This window comes from Paracoccus sp. (in: a-proteobacteria) (assembly GCF_030538755.1).
Lineage (GTDB): Bacteria > Pseudomonadota > Alphaproteobacteria > Rhodobacterales > Rhodobacteraceae > Paracoccus.
The window spans coordinates 1-15,348 of sequence record NZ_JAUNTJ010000015.1 but is presented as its reverse complement, the minus strand read 5'-3'; the positions used below and the strand labels follow the sequence as shown (position 1 = coordinate 15,348).

The following is a 15,348-nucleotide window of genomic DNA, read 5'->3' as shown; positions in this document are numbered from 1 at the left end:
ACGCGCCCGGCGCAAAGTCAACCGCCACGCCGCGCACGTTGCTGAACGAACCAGTCCAGCCGCTTTTTCAACTCGCGCTCAAAGCCGCGTTCGACGGGGGTGTAAAGCACGGGGCGCTTCATGCCGTCAGGGAAGTAATTCTGCCCGCTAAAGCCGTCCTCGGCGTCGTGGTCATAGGCATAGCCCGCGCCGTAACCCTGTTCCTTCATCATGCTGGTCGGCGCGTTCAGAATATGCGCCGGAGGCATCAGGCTGCCGGTCTTGCGCGCCTGTTCGCGCGCGGCCTTATAGGCGACATAGGCCGCGTTCGATTTCGGTGCCAGCGCCAGATAGACCACCGCCTGCGCCAGCGCCAACTCGCCCTCGGGTGAACCAAGCCGTTCATAAGTGGCCCAGGCGTCCAGACAATGCCGCTGCGCCGCAGGGTCGGCCAGCCCGATATCCTCGACCGCCATGCGGGTGATGCGCCGCGCCAGATAGCGGGGGTCTTCGCCGCCCTCCAGCATCCGGGCCAGCCAATACAGCGCCGCATCCGGGTCGGACCCGCGCACCGACTTGTGCAAGGCGCTGATAAGGTTGTAATGCTCATCCCCCGATTTGTCGTATTTCGCCGCCCGCCGCATCAGCCGCTGCGCCAAGGCCGGTGGGGTCAGCGGCGCATCCAGCCGCCACGCCGCAACCTGCTCGATCAGGTTCAGCATCGCGCGGCCATCGCCATCGGCCATTTCCAACAGCCGGTCGCGCGCCTCGGCGGTCAGCGGCAGCTTGCGCCCCAGTTCCCGCTCGGCCCGCTGCGCCAACAGCTCCAGATCGGCCAGCGACAGCCGTTCCAGCACGATCACCTGCGAACGCGACAAAAGCGCGGCATTCAGTTCAAATGAGGGGTTTTCCGTGGTGGCACCGACCAGAACAATCGTGCCATCCTCCATATGCGGCAGGAAACCGTCCTGCTGCGCCTTGTTGAAACGGTGGATCTCGTCCACGAACAACAGTGTGCCACGGCCCTGATCGCGCCGCAGACGCGCGGCGTCGAAAATCTTGCGCAACTCGGGCACGCCGGTGAATATCGCGCTGATCTGCACAAAGGCCAGATCGGTCTTGTCCGCCAAAAGACGGGCAATCGTCGTTTTGCCAACGCCGGGCGGCCCCCATAAAATCAGCGAGGTCAGGCTGCGCGCGGAAAGCATGGCCCCCAGCGGACCATCAGGCCCCAGAACCTTTTGCTGCCCGATGATGTCGCCCAGCGATTGCGGGCGAATACGGTCAGCCAAAGGGCGATGCGCCGCAGGTTTCGGCGGCGTAGGGTCGGGAAGGGAATCGAAAAGATCGGCCATAGCAGGGGCAGCTTACGCGCCCTGCCCGGCCGATCCTATCCCCCGCGAATGCTCGGATGGCGGTTCAGTGCATCTTGGGCGTCAGGTTGATCGACACGCACTGAAATTCGCCGTCGTCGATCCACAGCTTGCGACCGATCGCCTCGGCTTCCAGCCCGCAGCGGCCATACCAACGCTCCCAATTGCCGGCGGTCAGCGCGATCAGGCGCGTGGCCCCCAACTCGCGGGCGCATTGGGTCATCGCCTCGACCATGCGGAAATGCACCTTGCGGCGCATCGACTGCGGCACGGCGTGGTTCACGAACACGCGGGTGCATTCCCATGTGTTGGGTTCGACCGGGGCCGCATCGAACAGCAGATCCTGCGGAATCGACCCGCCCAGAATGCCCTTTTGCGCATCGCGGATCATATAGGAATAGACCCCGCAGCGTGCGGTCGTGGGCGTCAGGCGAAAGCCGCCCAGAACCTGATTCATGTCGTGGACGGCGATCCAGCGACTTTGCGGCGTGTCATACTGATCGAACTCCATGCCCTCGGCCTCGGGCAAGTCCCAGTTCTTTTGCACGATAAAGCTTTGTTTGCGCGCGCGAAACAGGTTCGCGAAAAGCTCTCCATGGTTGTGTAAGTTGGAAAAAGAAAGGGTTGTGGTTTGCATCGGTCACTCCTGGGGTTGGAACCCAAGGCGAAAGCGGCGAGGCCGACACTGATTACAACAGGCGATAATCCCTGGCCCGCTGAAGCGCCTCTGCTGTGGTTCGGGCCATCAGGCGTTCCCGAACCGAAATCAGCCTGGCTTTGAAGGCGCTTTCAGTAATGCCAAGTTTGGCTGCTGCTGCTGCGTGTCGATCCCCGTCGGCAATACACCTGAGGGCGTCTTTCTGAGCCTTGGTCAGGCTCGCCGGCGGCTCCGATATTTCGTGGAGCCGACGTATCGTCGCCGAAATCTCGGCAATTTCGTCATCCGAAAATTCGCGGTCGCTGCGGGCAAAGCTGGCGATGGTCCGCGAGGTGATCGGGCCGTAAGAGGTGGTCAGCCCAAAGGCCAGCCCATGATCCGCCGCATCCTTGAGAATGCTGAACGGGTCAGGAATTGGCAACGCCGACCAGCGGCAGGCGCCGGTCGTGGAAAAACCCCAGGCAATCGTCGGATCGCGCAGCGCATAGGCGTTGGCGGAATAGAAATCCGACCACTCCTCGGGATAGGTGGTTTGCTGAATCAGCGGCGCTGCAAAGCGGATATGCAGGCCGATATAAAAGCCTTTGGGCGAAAGACGGCCCAGTTTTTGCAGACCGGCCGTGATGTCAGCGCGTTGGGACATTGCTTCTTTTCGTCAAATAGAGACCGCTTCGTTCAACTGCAAAGATAGACATCACAACCTGCCCTTGCCAGCACAAACATCGGTTCAGAACAGATGCTTAACGTGCAAATACCAGAATCTCGGCGGGTTTGCGCCACCGGATTTCAGCTTTTTGCCCAAGTCGAAAATGAAACCACGCAATCATCGGGGCTTAGCCGGAACAGCCTGCACGGCGCACAAAGTGGGTAAAAACCCGCCAAGGCATGACGGCATCACCTCTGCCACAACCGCATAGTGTTAACCTCGTTTTAACCGGCAGCAAAAAGCCCACCCGGTTGGCCGGGCGGGCTTTGCGAATCAACTGGCGACAGGATCAGTTGTCGCCGTCCACCACGTCTTCCGCCTCGGTGCGGGCACGGTCGGCAGCACCTTTGGCGGCCGGGTCGCGGTCAACCAGTTCGATGATCGCCATCGGCGCCATGTCGCCGTAACGGAAACCGGCTTTCAGAATGCGGACATAACCGCCCTGACGCTCTTTATAGCGGCCGCCCAGTTCGTCGAACAGCTTGGCGACATGGCCATCCTGTTTCAGTTGGGCAGCGGCCTGACGGCGTGCGTGCAGATCGCCGCGTTTCGCCAGCGTAATCAGCTTTTCAACGATGGGGCGCAGTTCTTTGGCCTTGGGCAGAGTCGTCTTGATCTGCTCATGCTCGATCAGCGAGCCGGCCATATTGGCGAACAGCGCCTTGCGGTGTTCGTGGGTGCGGTTCAGTCGGCGATAGCCGCGGGCGTGACGCATGGTAATCTCCTATTAACGTCTTTTGCTTTGTCCGGCAGCCCATGCGTGCGGGCCGCTCTCCTTGGGGCGGGATGCCCGGTTGCGGCGGGGCCGGAACCCCGCCGCGAAAGATCAGAACTGGTCGTCGAAACGCTTGGCCAGATCTTCAATGTTTTCCGGCGGCCAATCGACCACATCCATACCCAGATGCAGGCCCATGCCAGACAGCACTTCCTTGATTTCGTTCAAGGATTTGCGGCCAAAGTTCGGGGTGCGCAGCATCTCGGCTTCGGTTTTCTGGATCAGGTCGCCGATGTAGACGATGTTGTCGTTCTTCAGGCAGTTGGCCGAACGGACCGACAGTTCCAGCTCGTCCACCTTTTTCAGCAGGCGCGGATCGAATTCCAGACCGTCATCGGCATCGGCACGGCTGGCCGATTCCGGCTCGTCAAAGTTGACGAAGACCGACAGCTGATCCTGAATGATGCGCGCGGCATAGGCCACCGCATCTTCCGGCGTCAGCGAGCCATCGGTTTCAACCTTCATCGTCAGCTTGTCATAGTCCAGAACCTGACCTTCGCGGGTCGGGGTGACTTCATAGCTGACGCGCTTGACCGGCGAAAAGATTGCGTCGATCGGGATCAGACCGATGGGCGCATCCTCGGGGCGGTTCTTGTCAGCGGCGACATAGCCCTTGCCGTTGCTCACGGTCAGTTCCATGTTCACCTCTGCCCCGTCGTCCAGGTGGCAGATCACGTGATCGCGGTTCAGGATGGTGATCCCGGCGGTTTCGGAAATGTCGCCCGCCTTGACGACGCCCGGCCCCTTGGCGGACAGCGACAGGCGTTTCACGCCGTCCACGTCCATCTTGAGCGTGACGCCCTTCAGGTTCAGAACGATGTCGGTCACATCCTCGCGCACGCCGGCGACCGAGGAAAACTCGTGCAGCACATTGTCGATCTGCACGCTGGTGATGGCCGCGCCTTGCAGCGACGACATCAGCACGCGGCGCAGTGCGTTGCCCAGCGTCAGGCCAAAACCCCGCTCCAGCGGTTCCGCAACCACGGTCGCGGTGCGGGTCGCATCAGCGCCCGGCTTCACGTCAAGCTGGTTCGGCTTGATAAGTTCGGCCCAATTTTTGTGGATCATGCGTCTGCCTCCATTCCTGTTTCCGTTCCATGACCAAGACCGGAAACGCCCGAGGGGATAAATGACGAAAACCCGACCCGCACGGCGGCACCGCGCAGGTCGGATCGTGATACATGCGGGTCAGACCCGGCGGCGCTTGGGCGGACGGCAGCCGTTATGCGCAATCGGGGTCACGTCACGGATCGCCGTAATGTTGAAACCAACAGCGGCCAGCGCGCGCAGTGCCGATTCACGGCCCGAGCCGGGGCCTTGCACTTCGACTTCCAGCGTGCGGACGCCATGTTCCTGCGCCTTGCGGCCAGCATCTTCGGCGGCCATCTGCGCGGCATACGGCGTCGATTTACGCGAGCCTTTAAAGCCCATGGTGCCAGCCGACGACCAGGAAATCGCGTTGCCCTGAACGTCCGAGATCAGAACCTTGGTGTTGTTGAAGCTGGAATTCACATGCGCCACGCCAGCGGCGATGTTCTTGGAAACCTTGCGCTTCGTGCGACGGGTATCGCGTGCCATATCTGGTTCCCTCCCTTACTTCTTCTTGCCGGCGATGGGTTTCGCCGGACCTTTGCGGGTGCGGGCGTTGGTGTGGGTCCGCTGACCGCGCACCGGCAGACCGCGGCGGTGACGCAGGCCGCGATACGAGCCCAAGTCCATCATCCGTTTGATGTTCATCTGGGTTTCGCGGCGCAGATCGCCTTCCACCGTCAGATTGGCGTCGATGTATTCACGGATTTGCAGAACTTCGGCATCCGACAGTTCGTTCACGCGGCGGGTGGCGTCGATGCCAACAGCTTCGCAGATCTGGCCCGCAAAATGCGAACCAATGCCGTGGATATAGGTCAGGGCGATGGGGACACGTTTCCCCGTCGGAATGTTTACGCCAGCAATACGAGCCACGCGCTATCCTTCTCTTGTTGCGGTTCCGTTGCACCGGAACCTTTTTTCACAACGGAAAGCCCGAAAGCCAAGCCTTCGGGCCGGTTTATGGGCCACCCGTGATTCGGGTGATTCTCTTGCGAGATGTAGCCGGATAAGCGCCTGCGCCGGAAAGATCAACCCCGGCGCAGCGTTTCATCACAGCCCGTCCAGCACCAGGGCCATCTGGCGGCTGACCTCGCCAATTTCGGCCAGGCCATCGACGGTGTGCAGATCGCCCTTGGCATAATAATAGCCGATCAGAGGCGAGGTTTTCTTGTAATATTCCAGCAGCCGGGTTTTCAGGCTGTCCTCGTTATCATCGGCGCGACGGCGCAGGTCCGTTGACCCACAGGCATCGCAGGTGCCTTCCTTGGCGGGCGGCTTGGTTTCATCGTGGTAAACCTCGCCACAGTTGCCGCAGGTAAAGCGCCCGGTGATCCGCCGCACCAGCGCGGCATCATCCACCTGCATTTCGATCACGGCATCCAGTTTCTGCCCGACCTCATCCAGCAGCACGCCAAGCGCATCGGCCTGCGGCAGCGTGCGCGGGAAGCCATCAAAGATGAACCCCTGCCCGCCACCAGCCAGCTTTTCGCGGATCAGGCCGATGACGATTTCATCCGTCACCAACTCGCCCCGATCCATGACGTCGGCCACGCGCTTGCCCATCTCGGTGCCCGAAGTGCGGGCCTCGCGCAGCATATCGCCGGTGGACAGCTGCACCATGCCGCGTTCCTCGACCAGCTTGCGCGCCTGCGTCCCCTTCCCCGCGCCGGGTGGTCCCAGCAGAATGATATTTACGGTCATGGCGTCTGTCCCCCTCATATTGCCAAAGCCGTCAGGCTGTATTTATCGCCGTGCAGGTGCCCGCCGCGGCTTGCCAGTAGCCCCCGCGCCCCGTTTGCCGCGAAGCTGCGACTTCTCGATCAGACCCTCATACTGATGCGCAAGCAAGTGGCTTTGCACCTGATTGATCGTGTCCATCGTCACCGACACCACGATCAGCACCGAGGTGCCGCCGAAGTAGAACGGCACCGCCCACTGGCTGCGCAGCACCTCGGGCAGCAGACAGACCGCCGCCAGATAGCCCGAGCCGATCACCAGAATGCGGTTAACAACGTAATCCAGATATTCTTCGGTCCGCTTGCCCGGACGAATGCCGGGAATAAAGCCGCCCTGATTTTTCAGGTTGTCGGCCACATCATCGGATTTGAAGCTGACGTTCTGCGTATAGAAATAGCTGAAGAACACGATCATCGCCGCGAAGAACAGCAGATACAGCGGCTGACCCGGCCCGAAATAGGCCAGAATCCACCCCATCACGCCATCGGCCTGATGACCCGAAAAGGTCGAAATCGTCACCGGCAGCAGCAGCAGCGAGCTGGCAAAGATCGCGGGGATGACGCCCGCCGGGTTCACCTTGACCGGCAGATGCGACGACTGGCCGTCATACATTTTCATGCCGACCTGACGGCGCGGATACTGGATATGAATCTTGCGCAGCGCCCGCTCCATGAACACCACAAAGGCAATCACGGCCACAACCATTACGAGCACGCCCAGAATAACCGGCGTCGAGAGCACGCCCGACTTGCCCTGAGCAAAGAAATTCGCCAGCGCCGCCGGAATTTCCGCGATAATGCCGACAAAGATAATCAGCGAGATGCCGTTGCCGATGCCACGCGCGGTGATCTGTTCACCCAGCCACATCAGGAACATGGTGCCGCCGACCAGCGTAATCACCACGCTGGCCTGAAAGAACAGGCCCGGATCATGGGCCAGATTGCCTGCCTCAAGGCTGCGGGCCAGACCGTAAGCCTGAAACAGCGCCAGCGCGACGGTGCCATAACGGGTGTATTGGTTGATCTTTTTGCGCCCGGCCTCACCCTCTTTCTTGAGCTGTTCCAGCGAAGGAACCATCGAGGCCAGCAGCTGCACGATGATCGAGGCCGAGATATACGGCATGATCCCCAGCGCGAACACGCCCATCCGCGACAGCGCGCCGCCGGTGAACATCGACAGGATGCCGCCAATGCCGGTCTGCGCCTGCTCCATGAAGTTGCGCAGCGCGGCACCGTCGATCCCCGGAACGGGGATATAGGTGCCCAGACGATAGATGATGAGCAGCCCGATCGTGAACCAGATCCGCTGGCGAAGTTCCGTGGCCTTGCCGAGCGCACTCCAAGAGAGGTTCGCGGCCATCTGTTCTGCGGCTGACGCCATTTATGCCTCTTGTCATGACAGCGCCGCCGGATCGTTCCCGACCCCGCGGCGCATAGGGAAAACCTTGGCAGCTATCTATTGGCTGCGCGACGCTGGTTCAACCGATTATTCCGCGGCTTCCACGGCGGGGGTGGTGACGGTCACTTTGCCGCCGGCCTTTTCCACCGCCTCGACCGCCGCTTTGGACGCACCGGCAACGGTCAGGTTCAGCGCGGCTTTCAGCTCGCCCTTGGCCAGCAGGCGCACGCCGTCCAGCTTGCGGCGCACAACGCCCGAAGCAACCAGCGCATCTTCGGTCACGTCGGCCTTGGCATCCAGCTTGCCCGAATCGATGAAGGTCTGAAGCTGACCCAGATTCACGATCGCGAATTTCTTGGCGTTCGGTTTGGTAAAGCCGCGCTTGGGCAGGCGGCGATACAGCGGCATCTGACCGCCTTCGTAGCCGTTCAGCGCAACACCCGAACGCGAAGTCTGCCCCTTGATACCACGACCGGCGGTTTTACCCTTGCCGGAACCGGGACCACGCGCCACGCGCTTTTTCTTGCGGTTCGCGCCTTCGTTGTCGCGGATTTCATGCAGTTTCATATCGCTTCTCCTTTGCCGGACACGCCCCCGAAGCGATATGGGCGGACACGGCGTTTCTTGTTTGTGAAATGCGGCCATTCGGGCCACCGGCGGTTCCTAACGAAACCATGCTGCGCGGTCAAGCCAGCCGTTAAAATTCAAGCCATGTTCCCAGCTTGATCGCCCGTTCGCCCTGCCCCGACAGCGGCTGGATTGCCCCCAGCTCCAGCTTGGCCGGGCCAGCCAGATCGCGAACGACCGAAACCGCCAGCCTGGACGAAAAGCCCGAATCGTCGCGATGTTCCAGCCGTAACTGGTTGATAACCATCCACGAAGTATCAAGCCGCAGGCCAGCGGTCAGGTTCAGCTTTGCCATTGTTTCGGGCGTCAGATACGGCCCGCCATTTGCGGCAATGTCCCATTCCTCGCGCAGCTTGCCCGTTATCCCCAGCCGCGAATCGGCCGACAACCAGCCGCCCTGTGCGATGCCCTGAAAGCCGCGCCCCCAGGACGCGCCCAACTGCCCATGCGGCAACCAGTGTTCGCCGCGCCGGATCACCCCGCTGCCCGCCATGACCGACCAGCGATGGCGCGCCGAATCGTCGCCAAAGGCGTGCTGCATCCAGACCAGCACCGTCTGTTCGCCGCGCGTGTGCCCCAGTTCCACCCCCAAGGTGCGCCGCGCGCTCAGCCCATATTCGGCGTAAAGCCCGGTATGATGGTTGTTGTCGCGATCACGTTCCGCCGACAGCGACAGAAACACCCCGCCGGGTTCACGCGGCCACGCCCCCGCCAGCACCTGAGCGGGCAGAAAAAGACAGGCAATGATAAGAAAGATCCGGGTCAAGACAGTCACATTTACAGCTCTGCGATGAGCTTCGGCGCAAAACGTTAAATACAGGTTAACGGCACTGCTGAATTATTTCGGCCAATGATCTGCAGCCGGTTTTGTGGCCACGAAGATAAGATCGTGCCCAGGGAACTGGAGATCGGAGATGGGAGACGGAAGTTCACGAAGGAGTTCAAGTTTGAGGCTGTGAAGCTGGTGACAGAGCGGGGGCGCAGGCAGCCCGTGATCTGGATCTTGCCGAGAGCGTGCTGCGGCGATGGATGCGGGAGACCTCGACGGCGCCCGTGACGGCATTTCCCGGCAATGGCCAGCAGCGTGCCGGGTTGGCAGAGATCGCAGCCCTGAAGAAAGAGGTCGCCAGGCTCAAGGCAGGGCGTGACATCCTGAAAAAGGCCGCAACATGAGATTCGCCTTCATCGCAAAGCACCGGCATATCTGGCCGGTCAGCTGGATGTGCGAGGTTCCAGAGGTCTCGCGCCCGGGCTTCCATGCATGGCTCAATCGCCCTCTCAGCGACCGCGCGATCCTTGATGCGAAGCTCGTTGCGGCCATCGATACGCGCGTCAAGGCCAGCGACCGGACTTATGGCGCCCGCCGGGTCTGGCACGATGTCCTCGAAGAAGGGCTGATCTGCGGCCTCCATCGGATCGAGCGGCTGATGCGCCAGAACGCATTGAAAGCACGCCCCAAACGGCGCGGAAAGCCTGGGGACTACGGCGAACGACCGGTCATCGCCGATAACATCCTCGACCGGGATTTCGAAGCGGATCGTCCAGACCAGAAGTGGCTGGCCGACTTCACCTGCATCTGGACCGCCCGGGGCTGGCTGTATGTGGCGGTCGTGCCGGACCTGTTCTCTCGCCGTGTGGTCGGCTGGTCGATGAAGGCCGAGAGGGATCCGCGCTGGTCATGGATGCCCCGATGATGGCCGTCTGGCGCCGCGGCAAGGCGGACGCGCTGCTGCATCACGCGGACCGGGGATCGCAATACACCAGCGAGCAGTTCCAGCGCCTGCCGGCAGACAACGGCATCACCTGCCCCATGAGCCGGGCTGGAAACGTCTGGGACAATTCGGCCATGGAGAGCTTCTTTTCGTCGCTGAAAATCGAACGGACCGACCGAAAGGTCTATCGGACCCGCGACGAAGCCCGCGCGGACGCGTTCGACGACATGAGCGCTTCTACAATCCGCGCAGACGGCATTCAAAACCGGGCTACATCAGCCCCATGGAATTCGAGGACCGCGCTATGCTGGCTTGAACTGCTGTCCACGAAACCGGCTGCAGGTCAGCAGGCGCTGCCCTGCGGACGATCAGCCATGGCTTCCTGTTTGCCCAAATACGCACCTTGGGGCGATACGGATCACGCCCCGCGAAACGCCGCCACGACCCGATCCCATTCGTCGCGCCCACCCGGAATGCCCATCCGCAACCATCGCGGCGAATAGGGAAACACCCGCGTCCAGATTTGCGCTCGCGCCAGCCACTCTTGTGCGGCGACCGCATCGGGCGTCTCATACAGGCGGAACAGATGCGTGCCGCCCACCACCTGCCAGCCCGCGCGCAGCGCCAGCGCATCCAGCCGCAAGGTCGCCTCGGACAGATAAACCACAGCATCATCCGCCCAGGCCCGGTCAGCCAGCGCGCGCGCCCCGATCTCCAGCGCCGGGCCGTTCACCGCCCAAGGCCCTGCTGCCTCGGCCAAAGCCGCCAGCCGGTCGGGCGCGGTGATAACGAAACCCAGACGCAGCCCGGCCAGCCCCCAGAACTTGCCGAAACTGCGCAGCACCGTGACATTGGACAAACCCAGCCCCGCCACCGACAGATCAGGGCGCGGATCGGCGAAACTTTCGTCCACCACCAGATGCCCGACCCGGCCGGCCAGATCCGCCACCGCATCGGGCAACCATTCGCGCCCGTCGGGATTGTTCGGATTCACGATCACCGCCAGATCGACACCGGCCATCGCATCCGGCCCGGCGACCTGATCCACCACCCAGCCCGCCGCGCGCAGGCTGGCGCCATGTTCGTTATAGCTGGGCCACAGCACCGCGGCCCGCCCCGCCTGCCCCTGACGCGGCAGCAACTGGATCGCGGCAGAGGCCCCCGCCACCGGCAGAACCCGCGCCGGATCGCAGCCAAACCACCCCGCCGCCGCCGTGATCAGCCGCTGGCGCGCAGCCTCGACCGGCAGAGCCTGCCACACCTGCGGCGGCAGATCGCCGACCGGATAGGCGCAGCGATTGATCCCCGTGGACAGGTCGATCCAACCCGCCCCGCCAAACCGCGCCATGGCCGCGTCGATATTTCCACCGTGATCGCGCTGCATTCCGTTCCCCTGCCTGCCCGCCGCCTTGTGACAGGCAAAGCCGCACAGGTCCACAGGCACAAAAGACTGGCACAAAAGGTTAATGAAAAATTGCTTTACACGCGAAGGCTTCACCCGCAGGATAGGTGCCAAGTGTCGCGGGCCATCGGCGTGACGGCGCAAAAAAGGGACGGAGAAAACTCCGCCCGCTATGAGGCAGTGAAAAAATATGGCGAAGATCCATCACTTCATCCGCGAGGATGAAATCCATCCTATTGATGTTGCAGAAACAGTCGTCTCGGCACGCGACTGGAGCTTTGACCGCATCGCTCAGGACCAGATCACGACCGAGGTGCAGGGCCAGTGGCGCACCTATTCGCTGACGCTGGCATGGTCGCCGCGCGATCACGTTCTGCGGCTGATCTGCACCTTTGACATGGACCCTCCGGCCAAGCGCCTGCCTGCCGTGTATGAAACGCTGAATCTGGCCAACGATCAGGTCTGGGACGGCAATTTCACCTATTGGCCGGGGCAAAAGCTGATGGTCTGGCGCTATGGTCTGGTGCTGGGGCATGATGCGCAGGCCGCGCCGGAACAGATCGACACCATCGTCAACAGCGCCATCACCGCCTGCGAGCGGTTTTACCCCAGCTTTCAGTTGACCGCATGGGGCAATGCCGAGCCTCTGGCGGCGCTGGACATCGCCATGGGCGAAGCCTACGGACGGGCCTGAGGGGCTGGCGAACCGGCCCCGGACAGGGGAAGGGGGACAGATGCCACAGGAGACATCCACCAATGATCTGGCGCGGCTGAACGCGCGCGGGCTGGTGCTGGCCGGCTGCGGCCGGATGGGCGGCGCGATGCTGCGCGGCTGGCTGCAAGGCGGGCTGGATGCGGGCGCGGTCACGGTGATCGACCCGAACATCGGGGATGAATGGCAGGGCAAGGGGCTGCGCCTGAACGCGCCGCTGCCTGCCGACCCCGCCGTTCTGGTGATCGCGGTCAAGCCGCAGATGATGGGCAATGTGCTGCCCGAACTGGCGGCCATCCGGGGCACGACCGTTCTGTCGGTCGCCGCTGGCACCACCATCGCACAATTTGAAAAACATTTCCACGATAGCGCGATCGTGCGCGTCATGCCCAATACCCCCGCCGCCATCGGTCAGGGGATTTCGGCCATTATCGGCAATGCCCGCGCCACGGAATCCGATCTGCAACTGGCCGAAATGCTGATGGGCGCGGTCGGTCAGGTGGTGCGGCTGGACAGCGAATCGCAGATGGATGCCGTCACCGGCCTGTCGGGCAGCGGCCCCGCCTATGTGTTCCACCTGATTGAAACGATGGCCGCCGCAGGCGTCGCGCAGGGCCTTGCCCCCGATCTGGCGTTGAATCTGGCCCGCGCCACCGTTGCAGGCGCGGGCGCGCTGGCGATGCAGAGCGGCACGGACCCCGCCATCCTGCGCGAAAACGTCACCTCGCCCGGCGGCACCACTGCCGCCGGCCTGCGTGAACTGATGGACCCCGACCACGGCCTGCCGCCACTGATGGCGCGCACCATTGCCGCCGCGACCGCTCGGGGGAAAGAACTGGGAAAGGAACCGGGCCAGTGACAGACAACCTGACACCCATCGCCAGCTTTGACGATTTCAGCCGCATCGACATCCGCGTGGGCACCATCACCCGCACCGAACCCTTCCCCGAGGCGCGCAAGCCCGCGATCAAGCTGTGGATCGACCTTGGCCCCTTGGGCGAGCGCAAATCCAGCGCACAGATCACCCGGCATTACGAACCCGGCTCGCTGATCGGCAAGCAGGTGCTGTGCGTGGCCAACTTTGCCCCGCGCCAGATCGGGCCGTTCCGATCCGAAGTGCTGGTGCTGGGCCTGCCCGATTCCAGCGGCGAGGTGGTGCTGATCGGGCCGGATCAGGCGGTCCCCGATGGCGGGCGGATGTTCTGATGCGTGTGCTTGTCACCCGCCGCCTGACCGATGCCGCGATGGATGCGATCCGCGCCCGGTTCGAAACCGACCTTGCCGACAGCGGCCCGCTTGACCCGGCGGCGGCGGCGCGCGCTTTGGCCGAATATGACGCGATCCTGCCCACCCTGGGCGATCAGTTCAGCGCCGCCGCATTCGCAGGCGGCAGCCCGCGTTGCAAGCTGCTGGCGAATTTCGGCGTGGGTTACAACCACATCGACATCACCGCCGCCCGCGCCGCCGGGGTCTCTGTCACCAACACCCCCGACGCCGTGACCGAGGCGACCGCCGACATCGCGCTGACCCTGCTGCTGATGGCCGCACGCCGCGCGGGCGAGGGCGAACGGCTGGTCCGCGCGGGCCAGTGGCGCGGCTGGACACCGACGCAACTGCTGGGGACTCATGTCACCGGCAAGACCGTGGGCATCATCGGCATGGGGCGCATCGGCAAGGCCATCGCCGCGCGCTGCCATTTCGGCTTTGGCATGCAGGTGCTGTTCTTTAACCGCAGCCAGATCTCTGCGCCCGGCGTTCCGGCGCGGCAGGTGGATGATCTGCACCAGATGCTGCGCACCTGCGACTTTGCGGTGCTGGCCGTGCCCGGCGGTGCGGCGACACGGCATCTGATCGGCGCGGCAGAGCTGGACGCGCTTGGCCCGCACGGGTTTCTGATAAACATCGCGCGGGGGGACGTGGTGGATGAAGCCGCGCTGATCGCCGCGCTGCAATCGGGCCGCATCGCGGGCGCGGGGCTGGACGTTTACGAACATGAACCCGCCGTGCCGCAGGCGCTGACCGTGCTGGATAACGTCACCCTGCTGCCGCACCTTGGCACCGCGGCCGAAGACGTGCGCACCGCCATGGCCATGCGCGCGCTGGACAATCTGACCGCTCTGGCTCAGGGACGCCCTCTGCCCGATCTGGTGAACTGATCTTAACCTTTGTTACCTTGCAACCTTTTCAGGAACCCTGCGCGGCCCCGCGTGTTGTGTCCGCGAACGACCATTGAAACCGAAAGGATCAGTTATGAACTGGGATATCATTCAGGGCAAATGGAAGCAGCTCAAGGGCAACGTCCGCGAAAAGTGGGGCGAACTGACCGACGACGAATATGACAAGATCGCCGGCAACAAGGACCAGCTGGCTGGCAAGTTGCAGGAAAAATACGGCTGGACCAAGAACGAAGCCGAAAAAGAGGTCGATGACTTCTTCAAGGATCACGACAAGGCCTGATCGCCTTGCATCACGGCCTGACGGGGCGCCCATTGCGGCGCCCCTTTTCATGCGCGGCGGCTTGACCGGGGCGGCGCAGTTGCTAGTCAGATATAGTCCCCATGCTGGAGTGACTTGAGGAAATCATCCCACTCTCCCAGGACGCGAACATCACCCTCATCGCCAATATCAGGGGCGGATATAAAGGAAATTTTCTCGCCCTCCACGAGAAAGCCAAACTGGGTCCCGCCACCATCTGACGCAAAAAAATGGTACTTTTCAGGATACGCTTCAAAATTAGGCGCTCTGAATTCCAACACTTCAGATTTTGTCCAGACAGCCAGATACCCCTCACCTAACCAACCCTCGGCGCCAGAAAAGTGCCTATAAAATTGGTTGAGTTCAAAGTCATGACCAAGCTCCGGCCATAGTTCCGGTTCGTCGTCGCCGTGCTCGGCGGGACGCTTGTTCGGAATAAGGTCAAAAAGGCTCATCGTTCCAGATCCTTTTGCAAACGATTCCACCATGACGTTACTTCCGATCTATGGGTGCCTCGAGGCAGATAGACCTTGTTCGCGGGGGCGGTTGGACTACCACCGTATTTCACCGGCACAATCTCATGAATTTCATAGCCCTCTGGAACGACACCTTGGCGGCGCAATTGGGCATTCGCGTTGTTCGCCTGCCGCCTAGGCTCAGGACCCGTTGATTTTGGTCGGCCTGCGTGATTCACGGCTCCGAACA

Annotated in this window: 19 protein-coding genes and 1 pseudogene; 6 read left to right on the top strand and 14 right to left on the bottom strand. The window is 62.4% G+C overall.

The features are described from left to right. Positions 1 to 17: 17 nt before the first annotated feature. The 11 genes from Q4G14_RS10220 to Q4G14_RS10170 form a co-directional block, all read right to left on the bottom strand. On the bottom strand, positions 18 to 1,334 hold the full coding sequence (locus Q4G14_RS10220; protein ID WP_303361643.1) for a replication-associated recombination protein A: 1,317 nt from the start codon (positions 1,332 to 1,334) through the stop codon (positions 18 to 20). Positions 1,335 to 1,398: 64 nt separating this feature from the next. Beyond that, positions 1,399 to 1,989 (bottom strand): acyl-homoserine-lactone synthase, encoded by a 591-nt coding sequence (locus tag Q4G14_RS10215; RefSeq protein ID WP_303361642.1) that lies wholly within the window; start codon positions 1,987 to 1,989, stop codon positions 1,399 to 1,401. A gap of 52 nt (positions 1,990 to 2,041) precedes the next feature. Further along, complete coding sequence (locus Q4G14_RS10210) at positions 2,042 to 2,653, bottom strand: autoinducer binding domain-containing protein (RefSeq protein ID WP_303361641.1); 612 nt, start codon at positions 2,651 to 2,653, stop codon at positions 2,042 to 2,044. 352 nt (positions 2,654 to 3,005) lie between these two features. Beyond that, positions 3,006 to 3,431, bottom strand: coding sequence for a 50S ribosomal protein L17 (gene rplQ, locus Q4G14_RS10205; protein ID WP_303361640.1), 426 nt, complete (start codon positions 3,429 to 3,431; stop codon positions 3,006 to 3,008). Positions 3,432 to 3,542: 111 nt separating this feature from the next. After that, on the bottom strand, positions 3,543 to 4,559 hold the full coding sequence (locus Q4G14_RS10200) for a DNA-directed RNA polymerase subunit alpha (RefSeq protein WP_303361639.1): 1,017 nt from the start codon (positions 4,557 to 4,559) through the stop codon (positions 3,543 to 3,545). Positions 4,560 to 4,679: 120 nt separating this feature from the next. Next, positions 4,680 to 5,069, bottom strand: a complete 390-nt coding sequence (gene rpsK / locus Q4G14_RS10195) for a 30S ribosomal protein S11 (RefSeq protein WP_303361638.1) — start codon at positions 5,067 to 5,069, stop codon at positions 4,680 to 4,682. Positions 5,070 to 5,084: 15 nt separating this feature from the next. Beyond that, positions 5,085 to 5,453, bottom strand: coding sequence for a 30S ribosomal protein S13 (gene rpsM, locus Q4G14_RS10190; RefSeq protein WP_303361637.1), 369 nt, complete (start codon positions 5,451 to 5,453; stop codon positions 5,085 to 5,087). A gap of 177 nt (positions 5,454 to 5,630) precedes the next feature. Further along, entirely contained in the window at positions 5,631 to 6,281 is a 651-nt protein-coding gene (locus tag Q4G14_RS10185) for an adenylate kinase (protein ID WP_303361636.1), read from the bottom strand. A gap of 42 nt (positions 6,282 to 6,323) precedes the next feature. Continuing rightward, complete coding sequence (gene secY / locus Q4G14_RS10180; RefSeq protein ID WP_303361635.1) at positions 6,324 to 7,697, bottom strand: preprotein translocase subunit SecY; 1,374 nt, start codon at positions 7,695 to 7,697, stop codon at positions 6,324 to 6,326. A gap of 105 nt (positions 7,698 to 7,802) precedes the next feature. Further along, the gene (gene rplO, locus Q4G14_RS10175; protein WP_303361634.1) at positions 7,803 to 8,282 is read right to left on the bottom strand and encodes a 50S ribosomal protein L15; all 480 of its coding nucleotides are present in this window, start codon (positions 8,280 to 8,282) and stop codon (positions 7,803 to 7,805) included. Positions 8,283 to 8,412: 130 nt separating this feature from the next. After that, complete coding sequence (locus Q4G14_RS10170; RefSeq protein ID WP_303361633.1) at positions 8,413 to 9,108, bottom strand: hypothetical protein; 696 nt, start codon at positions 9,106 to 9,108, stop codon at positions 8,413 to 8,415. Between the two features lie 141 nt (positions 9,109 to 9,249). Here Q4G14_RS10170 and Q4G14_RS10165 point away from each other — a divergent pair. Further along, positions 9,250 to 10,370 (top strand): annotated as a pseudogene (locus Q4G14_RS10165) (IS3 family transposase). Positions 10,371 to 10,472: 102 nt separating this feature from the next. Here Q4G14_RS10165 and cobD read toward each other — a convergent pair. After that, positions 10,473 to 11,438, bottom strand: a complete 966-nt coding sequence (gene cobD / locus Q4G14_RS10160; RefSeq protein ID WP_303361632.1) for a threonine-phosphate decarboxylase CobD — start codon at positions 11,436 to 11,438, stop codon at positions 10,473 to 10,475. A 208-nt stretch (positions 11,439 to 11,646) separates the two neighbouring features. On the opposite strand from cobD, the gene Q4G14_RS10155 reads away from it, so the two are divergent. The 5 genes from Q4G14_RS10155 (at position 11,647) to Q4G14_RS10135 (ending at position 14,625) form a co-directional block, all read left to right on the top strand. After that, on the top strand, positions 11,647 to 12,150 hold the full coding sequence (locus Q4G14_RS10155; protein WP_303361631.1) for a YbjN domain-containing protein: 504 nt from the start codon (positions 11,647 to 11,649) through the stop codon (positions 12,148 to 12,150). A 40-nt stretch (positions 12,151 to 12,190) separates the two neighbouring features. Beyond that, complete coding sequence (gene proC / locus Q4G14_RS10150) at positions 12,191 to 13,027, top strand: pyrroline-5-carboxylate reductase (RefSeq protein ID WP_303361630.1); 837 nt, start codon at positions 12,191 to 12,193, stop codon at positions 13,025 to 13,027. A 17-nt stretch (positions 13,028 to 13,044) separates the two neighbouring features. Further along, positions 13,045 to 13,374, top strand: a complete 330-nt coding sequence (locus Q4G14_RS10145; protein WP_303361709.1) for a tRNA-binding protein — start codon at positions 13,045 to 13,047, stop codon at positions 13,372 to 13,374. Further along, positions 13,374 to 14,324, top strand: a complete 951-nt coding sequence (locus Q4G14_RS10140) for a D-glycerate dehydrogenase (RefSeq protein WP_303361629.1) — start codon at positions 13,374 to 13,376, stop codon at positions 14,322 to 14,324. Before Q4G14_RS10145 ends, Q4G14_RS10140 begins: the two co-directional genes overlap by 1 nt. Positions 14,325 to 14,418: 94 nt before the next feature. After that, on the top strand, positions 14,419 to 14,625 hold the full coding sequence (locus tag Q4G14_RS10135; RefSeq protein WP_303361628.1) for a CsbD family protein: 207 nt from the start codon (positions 14,419 to 14,421) through the stop codon (positions 14,623 to 14,625). An 86-nt stretch (positions 14,626 to 14,711) separates the two neighbouring features. On the opposite strand, the gene Q4G14_RS10130 is transcribed toward Q4G14_RS10135, so the two are convergent. Continuing rightward, entirely contained in the window at positions 14,712 to 15,098 is a 387-nt protein-coding gene (locus Q4G14_RS10130; protein WP_303361627.1) for a hypothetical protein, read from the bottom strand. Then, positions 15,095 to 15,348, bottom strand: a 254-nt coding sequence (locus Q4G14_RS10125) for a hypothetical protein (RefSeq protein WP_303361626.1), incomplete at its 5' end; no start/stop codon positions are given. The genes Q4G14_RS10125 and Q4G14_RS10130, both read right to left, overlap by 4 nt.